Consider the following 20,258-nt stretch of genomic DNA (forward strand, 5'->3'; position numbering starts at 1 on the left):
AAATCAAATTCCTTCTTACAAAGAAGCTGTCGCAAAAGCTGGAAAATATGGAGTGATAGGGTGTTCTGGAGTAGCTGTCGGGAACAGCTAAAGCGCTAAAGGCCATGGATAGCCTTGTAGAGCGGTGGAAGAATACCCTGTTACTTCATATTTATTCTCAACACCCTCCGAAGAGGGAAGCTAGGTTGTGCTCCAAAGTCTTTTGCCATGTATTACCCTTTCCTTTTAGAATACGCCTCTTTTGTGTTTGAAGGTGAAGTGTGTGGTCTCTATTGGTGAATTAAAAAAACAAATCAACCGCTGTATGCTGAAGGATCGCTTCCCATTGCGGCGGGCATTGCAACAACAATTCAAACACAAAGACTCAGCCAAACTGGCTCAACTGGCCGAAAAAGTAGCAGTATCCTGTCAACAGGTAGCCACTCGACAAGCGGGCCTGCCAAAGCCTGAGTACGATGATGCCTTGCCTATTGCCCAAAAGCGGGAAGAAATTGCCAAGGCAATTGAAGCGAATCAGGTGGTAGTGATAGCGGGTGAAACAGGCTCAGGGAAAACCACGCAGTTGCCGAAAATATGTTTGGAACTAGGGCGGGGAGTATACGGCACTATTGGTCATACCCAGCCTCGTCGTTTGGCAGCGCGCTCAGTGGCCAGTCGGATTAGCGAAGAGCTTAACAGTGAACTAGGCCAGCAGGTGGGCTATCAGGTGCGTTTTACTGATCAAGTCAGTGATAACACCTTAATTAAATTAATGACCGATGGTATTTTACTGGCAGAAATACAACAGGATCGTTTTTTAAATCAGTACGACACGTTAATTATTGATGAAGCCCATGAACGCAGCTTAAATATCGATTTTTTATTAGGTTACTTAAAGCATATCTTACCCAAACGACCTGATTTAAAGCTGATTATTACCTCGGCGACCATTGATGTTGAACGGTTTTCCCGTCATTTTGATAATGCACCTGTCATTGAGGTTTCTGGCCGTACTTATCCCGTCGAAGTCTATTATCGCCCGCTGACCGAACTAAATGAAGATGACGAAGAGGCCAGTAAAGAGCAGGATATTAGCATTCAGCAGGGCATTGCTAATGTCTTAACTGAAATTGAGCATCAAGAGCGGCAAGAGAAGTACGTTGGCAGTAATGATGTGCTGGTGTTTTTAAGTGGTGAATGGGAAATCCGCGAGACAGCCCATTTTTTACGTAAATGCCAGTTTCGAGACACTGAAATATTGCCCTTATATGCACGATTAAGTGCTGCGGAACAACAACGGATTTTCCAATCCCATCGTGGCCGGCGGGTTATTTTAGCCACCAATGTGGCGGAAACGTCTTTAACCGTACCTGGTATTAAGTATGTGATTGATCCGGGGTTTGCCCGCATTAGCCGTTACAGCTATCGGTCGAAAGTGCAACGGCTGCCAATTGAGGCTGTTTCCCAAGCCAGTGCTAACCAGCGGAAAGGGCGTTGTGGGCGGGTCAGTGATGGTGTGTGTTTCCGCTTATATTCTGAAGAAGATTTTTTAGGGCGGCCTGAATTTACCGATGCAGAAATTTTACGGACTAACCTAGCCGCTGTTATTTTACAAATGCTGAAACTGCGGCTGGGAGAAATTACGGATTTTCCTTTTGTTGACCCGCCTGACTCTCGTTTTATTAAAGATGGTTTTCGATTACTCCATGAATTAGGGGCGGTTACTCAGCAAAATAAGCTAACCCCGGTCGGTCATCAGCTTAGCCAGCTGCCAATTGATCCCCGCTTAGGTCGAATGTTACTAGCTGCGGGAGAAATTCGAGCCTTAAATGAAGTATTGGTGGTTGTCAGTGCGTTGGGGGTTCAAGACCCACGGGAGCGCCCTGTCGAAAAACAGCAGGCTGCTGATCAAGCTCATAATGAATTCAAAGATGATGATTCAGACTTTATGAGTGTATTAAATTTATGGCAGTTTTATGAAGAACAGCGCCAGGAGTTAAGTCAAAGTCAATTAAGAAAACTCTGTAAAAAGCGCTTTTTATCCTTTATGCGAATGCGGGAGTGGCGAGATTTACACCGGCAATTAATGTTAGCTTGTAAGCAACTCAATTTGCCATTTAATCAAGAACCGGCGGCGTATGCCTCTATTCATCAGTCGTTATTGGCTGGTTTATTGAGTCATTTAGGTAATAAAACCGAGCAAAGTGAATATTTAGGTGCACGCAATAAAAAATTTCATATTTTCCCGGGCTCGGCACTCTTTAAAAAACAGCCAAAATGGTTAATAACGGCTGAATTAGTAGAAACCTCGAAGCTTTATGCGCGAATGAATGCCAAAATTGATCCTGTCTGGGTTGAGCCATTTGCTAAGCATTTAGTCAAAATACAACACTTTGAACCCCATTGGGAAAAACGTCGCCAACAAGTGGTTGGTTTTGAGCAGGTGTCTTTGTTTGGTTTGGTGATTGTACCAAAACGGAAAGTGGATTTTGGCAAAATTGACCCAGATGCAGCACGGGAAATTTTTATTCAAAGTGCATTAGTAGAAGGTGAGTTACACACCAAAGGCCAGTTTTTTCAGCATAATTTACAATTGCTGGAAGCGGTTGATGAGTTGGAAGCTAAAGCGCGGCGACGAGATATTTTAGTGGAGCCAGAAGTGCTGGCAGCGTTTTATCGAGAGCGAATCCCTCTCTGGGTGCATAGTGGCCGACAGTTTGAGCAGTGGCGTCAAAAAGCCGAGAAGAATAATCCGCAACTGTTGTGGTTAACTAAAGAATATTTAATGCAGCATGATGCTGCACATATTACAGAAGAAGCATTTCCTGACCAGTTTGAATGGCAAGGCATTAGTTTGCCGCTCAGCTATCAATTTGACCCCGCCAGAGAAGATGATGGTGTGAGTATAGCAGTGCCTGTGTCACTGTTACGGCAGTTGCCTAAGTATCGACTGGAGTGGCTAGTGCCAGGGTTACTATACGACAAGTGTGTAGCACTAGTCAGAGCCTTGCCAAAAGCGGTTCGTAAGAATTTTGTCCCGGTACCAGACTATGTCAAAGCGGCGCTGGAACAGATGACGCCAAGTGATGAGCCGTTAACCCAACTATTGGGTGAACGATTATTTCGCATGGCAGGTAGCCGTATAGCTGCAGAAAGTTGGCAACTTGCTAATCTTGACCCCCATTTTTTAATGAATATTAAGGTGCTGACTGATGATGGTAAGTTGCTGGGAGAGGGGCGTGATTTAATTGAATTGCAACAACGCTTTGCTGACCAATTGGAATCTGGTGTACAACAAGTGGCGGATAGCAACTTTGAACGAACAGGCTTGATTGAGTGGGACTTTGCAGAAATACCGCCGCTGTTGGAGCAACAGCGGGGTAGTGTGGTGATCAAAGCTTATCCTGCATTAATCGATGAAGGAAAAACCGTTGGTTTAACTTTGTTTAGTTCGGCCAGCTGGGCTAGCCATATGTTTCAGCAAGGTTTAACTCGATTGGCAGTATTAAGGCTAGCAGGTCAACTGAATTATTTTGCTAAAAGCACACCTGATTGGCGGCAACTGGCCATGTATGCAGTGAACTTACTAAATAAACAGGAGCTGCAAACAGAGTTACAGTATGCGGCAGTTAAAGCCTGTTTGCCAGAGGACAGTAAAAACTGGCCAAGGGATGCTGTGGCATTTGAGCAATGGGTTCAACAGGTTAAGCAGGAGTTGGAAGGGTGTTTTAAGCAAATTACTGATTGTGTTACCACTGTTTTAGATTTATATCAGCAAATTCAACGCCGCTTAAAAGGCACCATTCAATTATCAATGGCACGTTCATTAGCGGATGTGAAGGCACAACTACAACAGCTAGTGTATAAAGGCTTTATCAAAGATACACCACTTGTCAGGCTGTTGGAGTATCCTCGCTATCTACAAGCCATACTGATCCGCCTGGATAAACTAGGCCAGCAGCAGGCTAAAGATAGAGCCAGCACTGAAGAGTTACAAAATCTTTGGGATCAGTACCTGCAAAAATCAGATGATCTGTCTAGCCAGAAAATCATTAACCCTGAGTTAGAAGAGTATCGTTGGTTGTTAGAAGAGTACCGAGTATCGCTGTTTGCTCAAGTATTAAAGACCAAGGTGCCCATTTCAGCCAAACGGTTAAGGAAACACTGGGAGTTGGTGTGTTCATAGCGCACCGTTCCTACAATCACTCGCGAAGGGATATTTTGAGATAGCTGGGTTTATGAACTATACAATAAGGATGAATCGATGAGGTAAGGTGGATTTAGCCTTGATTAATTTAACATGTCTCTGGCATCCTTGTTTGGTAGCAACCAACCTTCTATTGATAATATTTAGCTGTTGGCTAGGCCTATTCGCCACGACAGCGTTCGGAGCAAAAACATTTACCTTTATTACTGAAGAGCAGCCCCCATATGCTGGCTCAAATATGAAAGATTTGGGTTGGGCGTGGGTTGTAGCTAAAACGGCTGTTGAATCTCAAGGTTATACTGCAGCGCTGCGAATTGAATCCTGGGCCAGAGCACTTGAAGATTCTAAACAAGGTTTAACGGACGCTTTGTTTTTAGCGTTTTGGACAGAAGAAAGACTGCAGTGGTATGAGTATACAGTGCCTATTGCACAAATTGAGTCAGGGTTATTTAAACTGAAAGAAAGAAAGGATCTTGCTTTTAACGGTGACCTTAAAGCATTAAAACCTTATGAAATTGGTGTTTGCCGAGGCTGTGCCATTGCTGATGAGTTTGATGAGGTTGATTACTTAAATAAAGTAACTCAGAAAAATACCGAAAATGGCTTAAAAATGTTGTTTGTAAAACGACTAGATTTTGTTGCTGCTAACAGGCCAACCGCTGAAATTTTGCTTAATAAACTGGAGCCAGCTTATAAAGGGATTAGCCAAAAAATTATTTTTATAAAACCGGCTCTTCAGGTGAATGATTTATTAGTTGGAATTTCAAAAAAAGCACCTGATTATAAAAAGAAATTAAGAGATTTTAACCGAGGTATGAAACAGTTATTTCTTGATGGCACTTATCATAAAATTCAAAAACAGTATGGGTTTAAGCAATAACATGTTGACTAGGGAGGAGTTAGAAAAGCTACTTGGTAGAATGCAGGGGGCAATTGACTATTTAGGAGTAGTTGATTTATTGAGAAAGCGGCTATTGGTAAGGGAAGGTTGTGTAGTGAAGGTTAAAAGGGCTTCCGGCCAAAGAAAGGCTCTCGCCGAAAACCCCAATAACGATTACATGATGCTATAAATTGAACAAATAATCAACAAGCAAGCTGTTATAATGTGACTTGGTTTAGAAAAAATGTGAATTGTTGGTATTGAATAGGCCCACCTAAGTCTCAATGGTATTCTGAGCCCAGAATAGTTGCTGTAATTTTGGAAAAAGAGGCAGGAATTCCAAATAACTTCAATAACCAAATTCATCTGCAAGCGAGCTAATCTATAAAATGTTATATATGAGTATTTACGCAAAATATTTTAAGAATTTTATAATTATGACATTATTTTTTTTAAGTCAGTTGCGCTAGCCACAAATTTACTTAGTTTTTGCTACACATCAATGGGCTTGCTTATATTTCTGTCACATTGCTGTTTACAAAGTGCCTCTAAAGCCTGGTACAATCAGGCTTTTGCAAGGTGTGGGCAGAAACATGAAGACGCAAGACTTATTAAAGCTTTCAGATGACGAGTTCACCACAGCTGTAGAGTTAATGAAAGCTGATGAATGTGAACGCCATGCACAACATCTGTCTACACTACTTGGTGGGCCAATTTTTGAACAGCTGTTTATGGATGTCTTTGATTCCCTATCCAAAGGTCCCCGCAGTCAAGAGCAGTTAATGAGTGTTCATGCTGTTGTCGCTGACCACTTCCCTAACGTTGACTTTGAAGATGAAGCGCTTGGCAGACTTTCTACATTAGTATTAATAGCCGTATTTAAACGAACTAATAAGTTTGATCTATTGGGATGTATTTAACTGGTAGTAAACTAATATCGCTATCTTTATTGGCTTGACCAGTTGATTTTGTTCTGAGTGCTTAGTTTTTTGCTGAAAGAGTACTTTTGTACTCTAGTGCCTTCAAACTACAACCAAACTGTCATATATTCCCTGATCACTGCCAGTCAGTAGAGATTATCAGTGTATGTTGAAGATGGACAAAGGGGGATAAAGTGCTCAGTAGCTTTGAGAGTCCTGGGTGCTTGATAGTTGAACCTGCTATCTTTATTACATGTAACATCAAAGTAAACCATTTGTTTGTAAGTATTTATACCTAAGTTGTTATATTGATATTGAATTTGTGTGTTACGTACATGTAACATTGGTCTATGGATAGTTACTAGCATTTAATTATAAAAATATTTTTTTAACTTTAGTTTGAGCACTCAGCAGATAGCATGATGAATAAACCTCTCGACGAGCACTCTTTTAATCACAAGGGGCAGTTTATATGTTTAACTATATTTTTAGCTGTTTGGATAGCTGACTCATTTGTACTTAAATATACAACGTTCTACTCACAGTATATTCCTGTATGGTTTCGTATTATCATTTTTATATTGACTATTTTATCGGTAGTGTTGATAATTAGAGCTGCAATTCTTTCGTTTCCAGAAAATAAAGATGTAGATAATGTCATTTCAGATGGTGTATTCAAGTATCTGAGACACCCAATGTATTTTTCGTGTATAGTTTTATACATAGGTCTTTCACTATCTACAGTATCATTAATTGCATTCTTCTTGACCCTACCTATATTTCTATTCTATAACCAAATTGCTAAATATGAAGAAAAAAGCCTAATGGAACGGCTAGGAAAACCGTATCTTGTATACATACAAAAGTCCAGTAGATGGCTACCAATAAAAGTGAAAAATGATATTAATATCTAGTAACCGAGGTTGAGTGTAATTGCGTTAGGAGTTACTCCTTTATTCATTTTTAACCAAAATTGACCATTGTTTAGAATAACTGTATTAGGAATTCTGCTTTTATTGTTGTTTTTACATAAAGGAATCAGCACCTACTACTTGAGATATAAAAATCAGTAAAAAACTAATAGTTATGTATTTGCTTCTCATTTACTCCGACCCAAACGTAAATACTAATCTCTGCAACTGTGCTATAAAGCTTTTCCCATACGTTGCAAGGAAAGAGAATGAACTGATCAACCTAAAGGATAAACAAAGATTATCTATTAGGCTTCTTTCCATATATTGTGTGTACCTTACGACACCATATTTTAGATCATGCAGCTGCCAAGAGGAGACAAAAAGCCCATACCCTTAAAATGATCAAAATACGGGCTTAATTTTTAGACAAAATGTCTGGGCTATTAAAGATTAATTAAAGGTTAACGTCTATAATAAGTATAACCGTTCTTGATTTCTTTATAATCTAGCAAGCCCGGCATTTGTGTGTACAACTCGCCAGTAAGGTCGTAGTGACCTAACACATTTTTATAATCCGATATTTTTATGACTGAATAGGACAATTCAGAGGTAGGATACATCCAAAACTGGTCACCTTCACCAGATTTCATCAAGGTACCATTGACCAACAACACACCTACATAACCTTCTTTAATGGTGATTTTTCCATACGAACCTGATTTTAGCTCCTCTTGCAACTCTTTTTTAATACTTTCCATTGAGGTGCTTTTCAATTCGATTTTCGTGGAAGCTGAAACTTTAACGTAATACTCACCTTCAATACTAGCACTATACGTTTGACTGAGCATACTCTCAGTCACCTTTTCATAACTATCGACAGTTTTTTGGTAACTGTCCTGGTACTCATACAGTTCTTGAAAAGGCGAGGTGTAACTAAGAATAAAGCCGATATTTTTTGCTTCTACCGTTGATGGCACATAATTCTCAACCAACTCGATATTCAGCTTATCGACCCGAGAGCCTGAACGACCCCCAATGGACAACACCCGAATATTTTCAAGTTCACTGGGGCCACCACCATCACCGCCTCCACCAATTTGACGATCGAGGTTGGTAAAAAATTGCACATAGTCGACCTCAGCCCCTGAACGTATGCGTAATTTATTAATATATTCGTCAAATCCTAAGGTGATTGAGCCTTGGTCACTTCCCCCATTACCACCATGTGCAACGCCATTTATACGAATTTGATCAACACGTGAACCGGTACGCAAGCCCAACTCCCTAACGGCTTGTTTCGTAAATTCACTACCGCCGTTACCACCGAAGGGTTTTGTTACAATATTAGACATAACACTCTCCATAGTTGTTATAAATTCTCGCCATTACTAAATTTTAGGAATGGCGTTTCAATGGTTTTAAAAAAAAGATTATGAGAGATAATCTCTACAGCAATTCTCTGAATCAATGCACATCAAAGTATAGTAATGAAGCAGACTTAAACTGGTGCAGCGATTATGAATTTTTTGCACCCAACAATGTCACCTTGGCAAAGATGCGATACAGTAAATAACTTACACACTTATACCCCTAATATCGCCTATTTAGTCATTCAACTGCTTAAGTACGCTGATTTCCTCCAATTAGCGGCAGTTTATTGTTGCCATGAAATCACCCCAAGGTGGAGACATTAACCGTTGAAGGTTTTAAGCAACTATGCCTTGATGGTTAAGGTCACACCACCTATTGGTAGCATTAGCTCAGTCCCAGTTAACTCACAAAGCCAGTATTCAGAAATGCTTCATACACATCAAAAGGATTGGACCTATCATGAAGGTTCAGTCAAAATACTGCATAAGTAGATACGTTAGAATGACGATCATAAGACGATCATAAATAGTTAGCGCTTATAAATGGTGGATGTTAATTTGTATGGCATAGTGTTACTACTACATATCCTTGCGGCAACTATATGGACGGGTGGACACATAGTGCTTGCAGTCGTTGTGTTACCTAAAGTATTGAAAAATCGATCGCCAGAGCAACTATTGGACTTTGAATCGGTATATGAAAAAATAGGAATGCCTGCCTTAATAATCCAAGTGGCAACAGGTATATGGTTAGCATTCAATTTAGTACCAGGGTTTAGTCTTTGGTTCGATTTATCTAATCCGGTATCAAAGGTCATTCTGGCAAAACTAATCCTACTGGGGTTAACAGTAGGTTTTGCATTAGATGCAAGGTTTAGAGTTATTCCTTCTCTCAATAGTGATTCATTAGTTGATATGGCATGGCATATTATTCCGGTTACAATATTTTCAATTTTATTTATTGTTGTGGGTGTTTCATTTAAAACCGGATGGCTGTATTGAAATGATCAGGTAAGAGTTGCTATCTAGCCAGCTTTTTCTAAACCATGCGTACAGCAGGCATTAGATAGTGTAAATAGATATTATGATTAAAAAACTATTATCATTTTTCATAAAAGAAAAATCAGTGGTTAAAGAGAAAGCTCAAACACCTTCACCAAACGATTTTGAAATAAGGTGGCTCGAAAAGGCTGACAGCCCGTTTGGAGTTGAAGGAGTTGACTGCTTTAAATTCACTCAAATCATGATGTCAACAACTGGTGATAGAGATGTGGTTGCTCAGTTCGTTGCGCAACGTAGTAATGATGGAAGGCAATATATTAACTCATCACCAAAAGAAGCGGTGACAATTGAAGCTAATCTGAAATATGATTATTCTGGTGAAGTACAAGATGGAGTGCTTTTCAAAGCCTCGCAGATGGAAGACAAATGGGATATTTATTTGTATGGTAGTAAAATATATTTTTGTAGAAGTTGGACTGGTGAATTATTCTTTGTTATTGATTTTGAATTAAAAAATAACATTATTAATGTATCAAAACTTTATGTGCCAAAATCAGCTATTGAGGATGGTGAGCTATATCTGCAACAGCAAGTTGACTATCTTATTAAGCACCACCTGCTAGGAAAAATTGTTCCGCATCCACTTCCCATGGGTTTTCCACAAGACTTACAAGCAATTGCTTTTCTTTCGCTCAGTAACTACGGTAAAAACTGTTGTTTTGCTACTTATGAAAATACCATTGAATATAAACGAAGTGACTATGGATTGTCCGATTAATATTTATACTTTATTAAGTAAGGAAATATGAAAGAGCCAAGTATTAAAATTATTGAAAGCTTCGTAAAAAAACCTGAAAAACTGTTTGAATGCCTTCGTGATAGCATCAAGTGGGATGAACGGATGAAAGCGCGTAAAACCGCTAGCTTTGGTTTGTCTTATGACTACTCAGGAATTACATATCCTCAAGCAGCTATGCATTCAGATTTAGAGCCTTTGTATTAGCCTAACCTTTAGGCATATAATCAAGTAAGTTGTAGTTCTAATGTTCATTAAATAATTAGACAATTATGAGTAACAAAAAAACATTGCTCACAGAATTAGTTTCTAAGGGAAAACCTCTGGCTGAAGTTGTTGTAATCGTCACAAAGGATGATATTAGTTACTGTATTTATGGTTAATCAGAGCGATATCTAACCCTCTGTTCTCCATACACCTGAACGACTCCTAGTGCGGGAGTCCTTTTTATAAGATTTGATCAATCTACAACCAAATAGCTAAATAACTGTCACTAATTGTCGTTATTGGATGGTTTGTTTAAGAGGCTTGAGAGGAGAGGTAATCAAATACTCAGTAAACCTAAGTAGCCTTGTGGATGATTTTTATACACGTCAGAAGGGTTGGACCTATCGGACAGTTTCAGTCAAAATGTGGTACCAATCAACACGCCATTGTGTCGTTAATTAATAATAAGTTATGTAAGAAAATGAGTGAAATCGAAATCATCCAAACAGATATAACTAAACTCCATGTCGATGCAATTGTTAATGCAGCAAATGCTGCTCTTTGTGGTGGAGGTGGTGTTGACGGTGCAATTCACAAGGCAGCAGGAAAAGAGCTTCTGGAAGAGTGTCGTGTTCTTGGTGGGTGTAAAACTGGGTATGCGAAAATTACGAAAGCGTATAATCTACCCGCAAAATTGGTTATCCATACTGTCGGACCTGTTTGGTATGGCGGCCACAAAGACGAGGCAAAGCTGCTTGCATCTTGTTATAGAGAATGCATGAAAATCGCTAAGAAAAACCAAGTAGAAAGTATTGCCTTTCCCTCTATAAGTTGTGGTGCTTATCGGTTTCCAATCCCAAGTGCTTGTGAAATAGCGGTAACTGAAATACAAAAATTTATGCAGAAAGATAGCAATATTAAAAAAATTACTTTTGCTTGCTTTGACGCGAAGGTAGAAAATGCGCTCAATAAGGTGCTAAATAATAACTAAGACAGCATAGTATGCTGAACCATAGTGATTTCATTAATAGTTAGCTTCTTAAAAATGAAGAAATCAGAAAGTTTCATAGAAGATAGAATTCGTTGGCGGTCTCAAAACTTTGGTTTACCGACAATGAGAACTTGTTTCTGGGATAGTATCATTAAAAAACCAGATATTGATCTACAATCCGAATTGGGTAAGCCTGTTTTAGTTAGTTTAGGAAATGGTACAAATTTTATCGTTGTCTGCACCTTTGGAGTCATAATAAATTACAATGATAAAAAGTCTGTTGTGAAATACACTGATATGAAAGGTATCTATGATGTGCCAATGGAAGTAGGTGAAGAAAAAGCAGATCTTACCCACTTGGTTATTAGGTTGAATACTGGAGAAGAAAAAATAGTATGCCCAGAACCGTACAAACCTGCGTTCGCGATATGGAGCATACTAATCATGCTTCTTAAAATAAGCTAATCAGGTAAAAGCTGGTATATAGCTAGTTCTACTAAATTAAAGTGCGTTTATTTATAGCTATACTTACATATGAAGGCTGAAGAAATAATCACTAAAAAAATATTATCTGAGTTTACTGTAGATAATAAGATGACTGATGAGTGGATAGAGTCGAATATTTATGCCTTTGAAGGTGTGTCATTGAATGAAGCAGTCAAATATCTTCCTTCATTCATGATTTATGTATTAAGGACATTTCGTAGTGATCCACAGTCAATGGTTTATATACAATTTCTGTAAGCGCCAATTCTTTAGCGTTATTGAGCTAAGCTAGTCAATAATTTACGGTTAACTCAGCAGGCTTTTATCAACATTCCAAGGAAGTAATGCCTCAAGCTTTTCGACACTATCTGCATAGGGTAGTGCTTTTAGGACGATTCTAAGATAATCATAAGGCTCTAAATCATTGGCTTTAGCGGTTTCAATGAGGCTGTAATAAGTGGCGCTGGCATAGGCACCTTGTGGTGTATCTGCAAACATCCAATTTTTTCGACCAACAGCAAAGGGGCGGATAGCATTTTCTGCTTTGATATTGCTGATGGGGAGTATTCCTGATTCACAATAGACGACCAGTTTATCCCATTGATTATCAAGGTAAGTAAAGGCCTGACCAATTTTGCCGTCCTTGGGTACTTTGTCTTTATGTTTATCTAACCATTTCCGGATATTGTCTAATTGTGGTTTAGCGTGCTTTTGTCTGATTTGATATTTTTGTTGAATATCCAGCCCTTTTATATCTTTTTCTATGCGATATAGCTTGGCAATCATATTGAGAGCAATGGTCGCTTTGCTGACGTTGCCCGTTTGACTTGTATGTTGAGGCTCAGCTTTTTTGGCCTCTACAAATTTACGGCGAGCATGATCCCAACTTGCGACAGGCTAAGCCTGAGAATGAAGGAGGTATTAAATGAGCTGAAATCATTCATTGAAATCCAGAGGGTTCAACTCCCTCCCGGTAAAGGTTAACCACCAGCCGGAAGTGAGTCTTGCATGGGTAACGGCAACGTTATTCGTGAAGCGTAGACAGCGGGTACTGAAGCCGTGGGATTGAGTCTCGATATCATGTACCAGTCGGAGACCTCATTGTGTTGGGTGTGGGGTCAGCACTGCCAATACCACTACAGGTGAGGTATTGCAGTCCGACCGGGATCTATGACCAGGGCAAAGGTATAGGATGGATTTCTCAGGAACCTGTGAGGTCCAGTGTTGACCTGGGTAGTAACCACCATAGGCTCTATGGTTGAACAGGGCCAGGCCATCAAGCAACTGCTTCCAACTTGATGGAGCAAACAGGAAGCAATCTCAGGAGCCCGTGAGCGAATCCATAAGTGACCGGGTAGTAAATACTGGAAGTCTTAGTGCTCCATAGTACTGCTGACTTAGGGGAACTCTGCTCGGGAGGACCCTAACGAGGAAAGGGAGCACCATTGTTATTGAATCGTTATTGGGAAACATAATGGGTGCACAGAAACCTATATTTGTGTCAACGAAACAACAACGAATAGCCATGCTGGCCCGTAATAACCCAGCGATGGCCTTTACTTCTCTAAATCACTATATTGATTATGCATGGCTTCTTAGAGCCTACCAACTTACCCGTAAAGACGGGGCGGTTGGTGTGGATGGTCAAACAGCAGCAATGTATGAGAGCCAACTGGAGTCTAACCTCCAAGACTTATTGGACCGAATTAAATCGGGGCAATATAAAGCTCCCGCCATACGTCGCAGTTATATCCCTAAGGGTAATGGCCAACAACGGCCATTAGGTATTCCTACCTTTGAGGATAAGATTGTTCAGCGAGCGGTTGTGATGTTGCTGGAGCCTATTTATGAACAAGACTTTTATGATTGTTCATTTGGTTTCCGTAAACACCGATCAGCTCATCAAGCTCTGCAAAGTCTACGTAATCATATTATGGATGAGAAAGGCCGTTGGGTGCTGGATGTTGATATTCAACGATATTTTGACATGATTGATCATCAACACCTGCGAAATTTTCTGGCCAGACGAGTAGTTGATGGTGTTGTCCGTAAACTGATTGATAAGTGGCTAAAAGCTGGCGTTCTAGATGCTGGGGTATTGAAATACTCCGGCAGAGGTACGCCGCAGGGTGGGGTAGCATCCCCCCTATTAGCTAATGTGTATTTACACTATGTGTTGGATGAATGGTTTACCCAAGAAGTAAAACCACGTATGCGAGGCAATTGTAGTTTAACGCGATTTGCCGATGACTTTGTCATGGTATTTGAGCGTTATGATGATTGTTATCGTGTACAACAAGTGCTGGGTAAACGCTTTGAGCGATATGGACTTAACCTACACCCAGAGAAAACCCGGCGTGTCGATTTTCGCTTTCGATTTAGGAAAGAAAATCAGCAACGAGGAAAGGCCGTTAATTTTGACTTTCTTGGGTTTACACATTACTGGGGTAAATCCAGACGAGGCCATTTTGTTGTAAGACAGAAGACGGCTAAAGACCGGCTTGCCAGGACACTGAAAGCATTTAATGAGTTTTGTCGGCGATATCGTCACAAGCCATTGGATGTACAGCATACAATGCTCAATCGTAAATTACGGGGACATTATGCCTATTTTGGTGTCACGGGTAATGGTAAATCGCTAAGAAACATCCACCATAAAGTACAACACTTGTGGCGTAAGTGGTTGGGGCGGCGGTCCAGGAAAAGCTATATTCCCTGGCAACGATTTACGGCCCTCCTCAACCGTTTCCCATTAGAACAGCCACATATTTATCATCAGTATATTCAAGGCCATCAACTAGCGAGGCAATAACGATGAGGAACCGGATGCGTTAATTGCGCTCGTCCGGGTCTGTGAGGGGTGAGGGCGGTAACGTCCTCATCTACTCGGAACCCAAGTCGCGTAATACTATTCTCTTGACATACCGCATCGTAAGCCGCATAACCATCTGTCTGTAAGTAGCCTTGATAGCCTTCAAACAGTCGCAGGGGCACCTCCTTTTCGCGAGAGGCATCATAAGTAAATAATACGGCTGGTTGTTCTGGTGGACCACCGAGTGTCACCCACATATATTTATTGGATGTAGGTGAACGACCAGGCTCTTTTAATACCTGGATGCGGGTCTCATCGGCTTGAATAAGTTCATATACCAGTTGGTGGTCTCGCAGTAGATTGATTAATGGCTGCAATGGCCGAGCGAGCTTAATTAACCAGTTCGCCATCGTCGTTCGGGTAACGCTTCCTCCGTAGCGGTTAAAGATACCTTCTAAACGATGTAAAGGAAGCGCATCCATGTATTTGGCAACAATGATATAAGCAAGCATACCAGTACTTGCTACCGATTTGGGTAAGGGATGCTGAGGTTGTAGGGCTGACTTGATTGTGCGTTGCGCGTTATCATCTTCAAATACGGCTTTTTCTTGCAAGTATTCCAGGACACGCACTTTGGCTGGGATAATATCCAGCTCCTCTTTCACTTTGACAAAAAAAGTATCAAGTGCCCCCGCTTTATCTTCTTCACTGAGTGTGAGGTAGATTTGCTCTCTTGGAATAGCAGGTGACAACCCTTTCCGGCCACCCTTTTTCTTGGGCGGTTGTGGCTTACTCTCTTCTCCATCAGCCGTGTTAGCCTGTTGCTCAAGCTGCTCTGCTTCATTAAACAACTCTCCTTGAGCAGTATTTTTTTCACTGCTGGGTCCAAATCGGCGGTGACGTTCTAAACGTAAATACTCCTCTAATATGGCAATGCGCTTTTGCTGCTCTTCAATAATATGGCATTTTTGATCAATAAGCCGTTTATTATCAGCGATAATGGCTTCTTTTTCTTGGAGCAAACTACTGAGTTCTTCTACATAAGAAGAGGAGAATTGCTGACTAGTAGAGGCGATATTTTTGGGTAATTTCATCGTAGATAAATTATACCCAATTAACGCCTGAAACTCACGCCTTAAAGATTAAAAACACGACTCATAATGCAGTTTTTTATGGGGTACCATTTTATTGATATCGTACCCATCCAGTAGCCAATTTATTTGCTCACCTGATAGGGTAATCAGTGACTCTGTCCGCTTAGGCCATTTAAATTTTTCCTCAACTAAACTTTTATAATACAGAACAAACCCATTGTTTTCCCAAAACAAACATTTAATTTTATTACGCTTTTTATTGGTAAAAGCATAGAGGTGTCCTTCATAAGGGTTATGCCCTAACTCTAGCTCAACAATCGCGGCTAACCCTTGGTAGGACTTACGAAAATCGATAGGAGGACGATAAAGGTAAACGGCTGTTAATGACGCTGAAGGACGCATAATCAATGTCATCACAGTACCTTCAATAGCGCTTGGACAATTTCTATATTCGACAGCTGTATACCCGTCAAACAAACTCCATTGGGAAACTGAAGTGTTAGGTTGGGGGGAGTGTTATTGTCTTTTATTTGGCTCTCTTCGCTCATTGTCACAGGGACAAAGTTAGAGGGAGCTAGTGTAGCGGCTTGTGGAACGTCGGCGTGTTCAAACTTACGATACCAATAACTTAATTGGTTAGTTTTTAAATTGTGTTGCTCACAATACGCTTTTTGAGTGAGGTTGGATTGCTTCCATGCTTGAATATGTTTATACCACTTATTTTGAAGGGCTGTATGTGTTGCCATAATTGACTCCTCTGAACAATGAGCCCATTATGAACCACTAGAATATTTATCAAAGTACGCGGGTTATTTGGCGCTTACCAATTTCTTTTTACCTTGAATGAATATAGTAAGTGTAAAAATTACTGTGACTCTAATTTAGGCCTTTGGTTTATGCTCAATAGTGGGCAAAAGACTGTAGTCTTGGATTTTTTAGGCCATATACTACACAATCAGCCGGCAAATATTGATGAAGACGAGCTCCGGAAAATAATGAGAAGGTGGAGAAATGTTTAATCTAGTAAGAGCTGGTGTCTAACTAACTTCATAGTGCCATTAGGCCACTTGAAAAAATAAGATAAAAGATGTTCAGATCTGACAAAGCCAAATTTTGGCTATCATGTAACCTAAGAATTAAGTCTAATGGCTAATTAATTATGTGGAGTTCTCAATATTATTATTTTTTGATCCAATCAGATGATCACTATAGTGAAGTTATTAAATCTAGTCGACTGATAGACTTTCTTACCAATGAGCTTCATTTATTACAGAAAGGACCTGATAGTTTCGAAGTAGAAAATCATCTTCCTTGGTTACAGGTAGCGATAGTCAATGCGCAAGCTGATGGATCATTTTCAACTCAAAATAACTGTCCAGAATATGTAAATATAATTAGTATTATTAAACTGGCCAATTGAGCCGCCACCACCTTTCGTTGATGAAGGTGGTGGGGTTTATAGGCGGAGGTGAAGTTATAATCGACAGTTTATGGAAAAGCTATAGGAGGGGTAGGCTGTAAATGGAGCAGCGAGTAGCTTTGAGAACCTGGAGGCTATTTTTTATACATGTCAGAAGGGTTGGACCTATCGGGTAGTTTCTGTCAGAATGCAGATCATTTAGCGTGTCTTACCACTGTTGATTAATAGCTAAACCTTTAAGAATGAAGCATATAATTTCAATTGTATTTACACTGTTTTTGTCGGGTTGTGCATCCAATTTGTATGTGTATGAAAGTGAAAAAGTACAGTCTCCAGCTATTGAAAAAATTAAAGTATTTATTACTAACCCTGAAATTGGAAAACCTTATGACATCTTAGTTGGATCAGGTATATACGAAATTACAAATGATAGGGAGAATTCAAATAAGCTTACTTTAAAGCCAAGCTCCAGAAATGCTATGTGTGGTAATCCTTTAATAGCATCATTTGTAACCTTTGGTTTAGTGCCTGTCAGTTTGCCATCTTTCATTGAATTCACATACACAATAGAAACACAGTCATCAAGAGCCGAATATCGACACAACATAGAACTCTATACAAGGGTTTCTATATGGGAGTGGCTTCTAAAGCCCACAGCAAAAAACGAAACAGAGGTTATGTCTGAAGCACTCGCTAAATCACAGAGAATGATTACTAAACCTGGAAAAAGTAGGAATTGGGTTTGGTAATTGAGAGTATTTAGTGCTATTAGCTAATTCTTACTTCAGTGTTAATGGCTTTTTATTTGTCATATTAATGCATATTGTGCCTGGAATTTTTTGTAGCACGCTATCTGCTTAGTAACAAAATAGTTGCTATAATTAAGCGGCATGAGGCGTATGTGAACTCTGAGAAAATGCGAAAAATAGCAAGCAATAAAATTAATGGGATGAAGACTTAGTAGGGTAAGAGAGGGAATCTAGCTGGCTTTCCACACCACCCTTACTAAAGTGATACTCGTTAATAGTCAACTTAGTAGAAATAATGACAGAAATTAGTTGCAAGTTTAAGTTTGAATGCCCTAAGAAATGGGATGAGTTAGTTGTTACCGATAAAGATGGGGTACGGTTTTGTAGTCATTGTAAAAGTCACGTATTTATGGCAAATGACCAAAAAGAACTGGATGAATACGCGGCAAAGGGGGAATGTGTAGCTATTGAAATGGAATATGTAATGTTAGGAAGGCCTGAAGGAATACCTTATGTAGAATATTCACTTTTTATTCATAAGCAGAAAATTTCTGGGAAAAAATTGTATGCGCTAAGAGATGCTATATTACCGAGTAGCTCCCTTTTTGAAGCCAGCCAGCAATTCAATATGAAGCAAGGTAAAGTTGAAGATATTGATGAACAGCATGCAATGAAACTAGAAGCAGAATTAACCAAGTTAGGAATTAAGTGTGAAATTCAAGCTAAAAATAGTTAACAAGGTCATGGCAGCTTATGGCAGAGTTATACCAAACCATGGCAGATAAAAAGAGAGGCTGAGAATCTCGGTATAAAGGTTAAAATTAAAGTGTAGTCAGATAAGTACTAGTATATAGCTAGCACTTACATTAAGTTTGGTGTGTTACACAGGTAATAGTATTTAAATAATGAATAAAAATAGAAAAATTAATAAAGTTGACGAAAGTTTTGAGGCTTATAGTAAAACGAAAAATATAATTAATCACTTATCTGAATGGAAACTAGTTTTAGAAGATAAAGTGAGGTTAAACCCAAAAGACGTTATATCTCATGGCTTAATTAGCGAACTAGAATTAGCCATAAATAGACTTGAATTACTTTCTGGAACGAAAATTTTTAGTTCAAAAGCTAAAATACAGTGCCTTAATTCAACTCCCGATGATTACAATTACAGGCTTATGTGTGAGCGGGGTTATAAAAACCGAGAAAAATGGCGTGATGCAAAAGATGGAAACAAAATGATAGAGGTAAAATCTGGAACTTATGTAATTAACAGCTAGTTTAGCCCTTCCAAAATTGGCCTCCCAAAAAAACCGGCTAATTTTTTGCGTAAAAAACAACCGGTTTGTGCTAATAAAGTCAATAGCTTAACCATCTGCTACACAAGCTATCTTTTATCAGAAACCCTGACACCCACTCTTTCTTTGTGGCCTTATCCCTTCCACTTCATCGAGCACCAACGTCTTCTGGCAATTTGGTCTTCTTCTTCTCGGCCAGGCACTTTACCTGCCATATAATCTTTTAAGCCTTGCCAATGGAAACTGGTGATAGCCTTTCGTAACTCAGGTTCGTGATTTTTAAACCAGTCATCATGGCTTAGGTTCGCCCAGTAATCATCTGGTCGGCCTCGTTTACCTGCTTTGTCATATTCAGCGGTTACTGGGTCTAATGCTCTGAAGGGCTCCAACTGTGGGATATCAGGTAAGGGCTGAGAAATATCCATAAAACGCTGTAAGGTATCCCAATCAGCCAACCGGAAACGGCCATCCAATACTCCTTCTAAACCAATGGGCACATTAAAGGAAATAGGTTGGTAACGGTGAACTAAGGTAAGTTGATAGCGGGGCAGGCCATTAATATCCGGCATATTGATCAAAGTTGCATCAAATTCAGTAAAAGGTGCTTCGAAATATTCTTTTCCAGTAATGTGTTTGCGAACCATGCCAGTTTTTCTAAAAAAACCACACCCTCGATCAACAACAAGTTTATCTTGAAGCTTATTAAGTAAGGTGGGGGCTAAATAATAGAATAATATGTGTAAAAAAATTAACACACAAATAAAATAACCAAAAAAACTTGGATCGCTTTTCCCTTTTGTAATCCACAAGGTTAAATAAGATATAATACAACAAGCTATTACTGCGGTTATTATAAATCTTGACCCAAACAATGCAGTGAAAAATGTTAAAGCTTCAAGCAACCAATGGCCATTGTCAAGCTTTAAGCATTCATGGTTCCAATAGACTTTTTCAGCGAAATTTTCAGGTTTTTTTCGTCTTGAATCCTGGGCAATGTCAAAACCAATATCGATAATTTGAGTACTATTGATATTAGCATAGTTTCCCCAGGGTAAGCGTAAGGCCATTTTTGTATGCATATCTTGCATTTTATACAATATGCCATTTTTTTTACTATAAGGTCTTTGCTGGGGGAT

At 39.6% G+C, this 20,258-nt stretch carries 21 protein-coding genes and 1 pseudogene; 15 read left to right on the forward strand and 7 right to left on the reverse strand.

Annotation, left to right across the window (positions count from 1 at the left end):
• Positions 1 to 262 precede the first annotated feature (262 nt).
• The 5 genes from hrpA to OQE68_RS31010 all read left to right on the forward strand — a co-directional run bounded on the left by hrpA (position 263) and on the right by OQE68_RS31010 (position 6,900).
• Positions 263 to 4,165, forward strand: coding sequence for an ATP-dependent RNA helicase HrpA (hrpA, locus tag OQE68_RS24055; protein WP_266195807.1), 3,903 nt, complete (start codon positions 263 to 265; stop codon positions 4,163 to 4,165).
• An 88-nt stretch (positions 4,166 to 4,253) separates the two neighbouring features.
• Positions 4,254 to 5,066, forward strand: coding sequence for a substrate-binding periplasmic protein (locus tag OQE68_RS24060; RefSeq protein WP_434801423.1), 813 nt, complete (start codon positions 4,254 to 4,256; stop codon positions 5,064 to 5,066).
• Position 5,067: 1 nt separating this feature from the next.
• Entirely contained in the window at positions 5,068 to 5,256 is a 189-nt protein-coding gene (locus OQE68_RS24065) for a hypothetical protein (RefSeq protein ID WP_180567851.1), read from the forward strand.
• 403 nt (positions 5,257 to 5,659) lie between these two features.
• On the forward strand, positions 5,660 to 5,986 hold the full coding sequence (locus OQE68_RS24070; RefSeq protein WP_180567850.1) for a hypothetical protein: 327 nt from the start codon (positions 5,660 to 5,662) through the stop codon (positions 5,984 to 5,986).
• A 422-nt stretch (positions 5,987 to 6,408) separates the two neighbouring features.
• The gene (locus OQE68_RS31010; protein ID WP_353620498.1) at positions 6,409 to 6,900 is read left to right on the forward strand and encodes a methyltransferase family protein; all 492 of its coding nucleotides are present in this window, start codon (positions 6,409 to 6,411) and stop codon (positions 6,898 to 6,900) included.
• A 461-nt stretch (positions 6,901 to 7,361) separates the two neighbouring features.
• On the opposite strand, the gene OQE68_RS24075 is transcribed toward OQE68_RS31010, so the two are convergent.
• On the reverse strand, positions 7,362 to 8,252 hold the full coding sequence (locus OQE68_RS24075) for a jacalin family lectin (RefSeq protein ID WP_180567848.1): 891 nt from the start codon (positions 8,250 to 8,252) through the stop codon (positions 7,362 to 7,364).
• A gap of 639 nt (positions 8,253 to 8,891) precedes the next feature.
• On the opposite strand from OQE68_RS24075, the gene OQE68_RS24080 reads away from it, so the two are divergent.
• The 5 genes from OQE68_RS24080 (at position 8,892) to OQE68_RS24100 (ending at position 11,731) form a co-directional block, all read left to right on the forward strand.
• On the forward strand, positions 8,892 to 9,272 hold the full coding sequence (locus OQE68_RS24080) for a CopD family protein (RefSeq protein ID WP_266195808.1): 381 nt from the start codon (positions 8,892 to 8,894) through the stop codon (positions 9,270 to 9,272).
• Between the two features lie 82 nt (positions 9,273 to 9,354).
• Positions 9,355 to 10,050, forward strand: coding sequence for a hypothetical protein (locus OQE68_RS24085; RefSeq protein ID WP_180567847.1), 696 nt, complete (start codon positions 9,355 to 9,357; stop codon positions 10,048 to 10,050).
• Positions 10,051 to 10,077: 27 nt separating this feature from the next.
• Positions 10,078 to 10,275, forward strand: a complete 198-nt coding sequence (locus OQE68_RS24090) for a hypothetical protein (protein WP_180567846.1) — start codon at positions 10,078 to 10,080, stop codon at positions 10,273 to 10,275.
• A gap of 481 nt (positions 10,276 to 10,756) precedes the next feature.
• Positions 10,757 to 11,266 carry an O-acetyl-ADP-ribose deacetylase gene (locus OQE68_RS24095; RefSeq protein WP_180567845.1) on the forward strand — a complete coding sequence of 170 codons (510 nt, stop codon included), beginning with the start codon at positions 10,757 to 10,759 and terminating at the stop codon, positions 11,264 to 11,266.
• 54 nt (positions 11,267 to 11,320) lie between these two features.
• Complete coding sequence (locus tag OQE68_RS24100; protein ID WP_180567844.1) at positions 11,321 to 11,731, forward strand: hypothetical protein; 411 nt, start codon at positions 11,321 to 11,323, stop codon at positions 11,729 to 11,731.
• A gap of 327 nt (positions 11,732 to 12,058) precedes the next feature.
• Here OQE68_RS24100 and OQE68_RS24105 read toward each other — a convergent pair whose 3' ends face one another.
• Entirely contained in the window at positions 12,059 to 12,250 is a 192-nt protein-coding gene (locus OQE68_RS24105) for a transposase domain-containing protein (protein ID WP_266195865.1), read from the reverse strand.
• A pseudogene (locus OQE68_RS24110) lies at positions 12,236 to 12,625 on the reverse strand (IS66 family transposase); the annotation flags it as partial. The pseudogene OQE68_RS24110 and the gene OQE68_RS24105, both read right to left, overlap by 15 nt.
• 601 nt (positions 12,626 to 13,226) lie before the next feature.
• Between OQE68_RS24110 and ltrA the strand changes: the two are divergent.
• A complete protein-coding gene (ltrA, locus tag OQE68_RS24115; RefSeq protein ID WP_219340275.1) occupies positions 13,227 to 14,564 on the forward strand; it encodes a group II intron reverse transcriptase/maturase in 1,338 nt (445 codons plus the stop codon).
• Here the strand turns inward: ltrA and OQE68_RS24120 are convergent.
• From OQE68_RS24120 to tnpA, 3 genes are read right to left on the reverse strand one after another with little or no spacing between them, the layout of a single operon-like run.
• The gene (locus tag OQE68_RS24120; protein ID WP_266195519.1) at positions 14,546 to 15,658 is read right to left on the reverse strand and encodes an IS66 family transposase; all 1,113 of its coding nucleotides are present in this window, start codon (positions 15,656 to 15,658) and stop codon (positions 14,546 to 14,548) included. The two genes, ltrA and OQE68_RS24120, sit on opposite strands and share 19 nt — an antisense overlap.
• Before the next feature lie 48 nt (positions 15,659 to 15,706).
• On the reverse strand, positions 15,707 to 16,072 hold the full coding sequence (gene tnpB / locus OQE68_RS24125; RefSeq protein WP_180571953.1) for an IS66 family insertion sequence element accessory protein TnpB: 366 nt from the start codon (positions 16,070 to 16,072) through the stop codon (positions 15,707 to 15,709).
• Complete coding sequence (gene tnpA / locus OQE68_RS24130; RefSeq protein ID WP_266195399.1) at positions 16,072 to 16,404, reverse strand: IS66 family insertion sequence element accessory protein TnpA; 333 nt, start codon at positions 16,402 to 16,404, stop codon at positions 16,072 to 16,074. The genes tnpB and tnpA overlap by 1 nt, the downstream gene beginning before the upstream one ends.
• Positions 16,405 to 16,817: 413 nt before the next feature.
• On the opposite strand from tnpA, the gene OQE68_RS24135 reads away from it, so the two are divergent.
• The 4 genes from OQE68_RS24135 (at position 16,818) to OQE68_RS24150 (ending at position 19,104) form a co-directional block, all read left to right on the forward strand.
• The gene (locus OQE68_RS24135) at positions 16,818 to 17,078 is read left to right on the forward strand and encodes a hypothetical protein (RefSeq protein WP_180571133.1); all 261 of its coding nucleotides are present in this window, start codon (positions 16,818 to 16,820) and stop codon (positions 17,076 to 17,078) included.
• 242 nt (positions 17,079 to 17,320) lie between these two features.
• Positions 17,321 to 17,827: a hypothetical protein gene (locus tag OQE68_RS24140; RefSeq protein WP_180571134.1), complete on the forward strand. Its 507-nt coding sequence runs from the start codon at positions 17,321 to 17,323 to the stop codon at positions 17,825 to 17,827.
• A 295-nt stretch (positions 17,828 to 18,122) separates the two neighbouring features.
• A complete protein-coding gene (locus OQE68_RS24145; RefSeq protein ID WP_180571135.1) occupies positions 18,123 to 18,563 on the forward strand; it encodes a hypothetical protein in 441 nt (146 codons plus the stop codon).
• A gap of 169 nt (positions 18,564 to 18,732) precedes the next feature.
• On the forward strand, positions 18,733 to 19,104 hold the full coding sequence (locus OQE68_RS24150; RefSeq protein ID WP_180571136.1) for a hypothetical protein: 372 nt from the start codon (positions 18,733 to 18,735) through the stop codon (positions 19,102 to 19,104).
• Positions 19,105 to 19,256: 152 nt separating this feature from the next.
• Here the strand turns inward: OQE68_RS24150 and OQE68_RS24155 are convergent, their stop codons facing one another.
• Complete coding sequence (locus OQE68_RS24155; protein WP_266195809.1) at positions 19,257 to 20,210, reverse strand: hypothetical protein; 954 nt, start codon at positions 20,208 to 20,210, stop codon at positions 19,257 to 19,259.
• Positions 20,211 to 20,258: the final 48 nt, after the last annotated feature.

Origin of the sequence: Spartinivicinus marinus (assembly GCF_026309355.1) — a bacterium.
Taxonomy (GTDB): Bacteria; Pseudomonadota; Gammaproteobacteria; order Pseudomonadales; family Zooshikellaceae; genus Spartinivicinus; species Spartinivicinus marinus.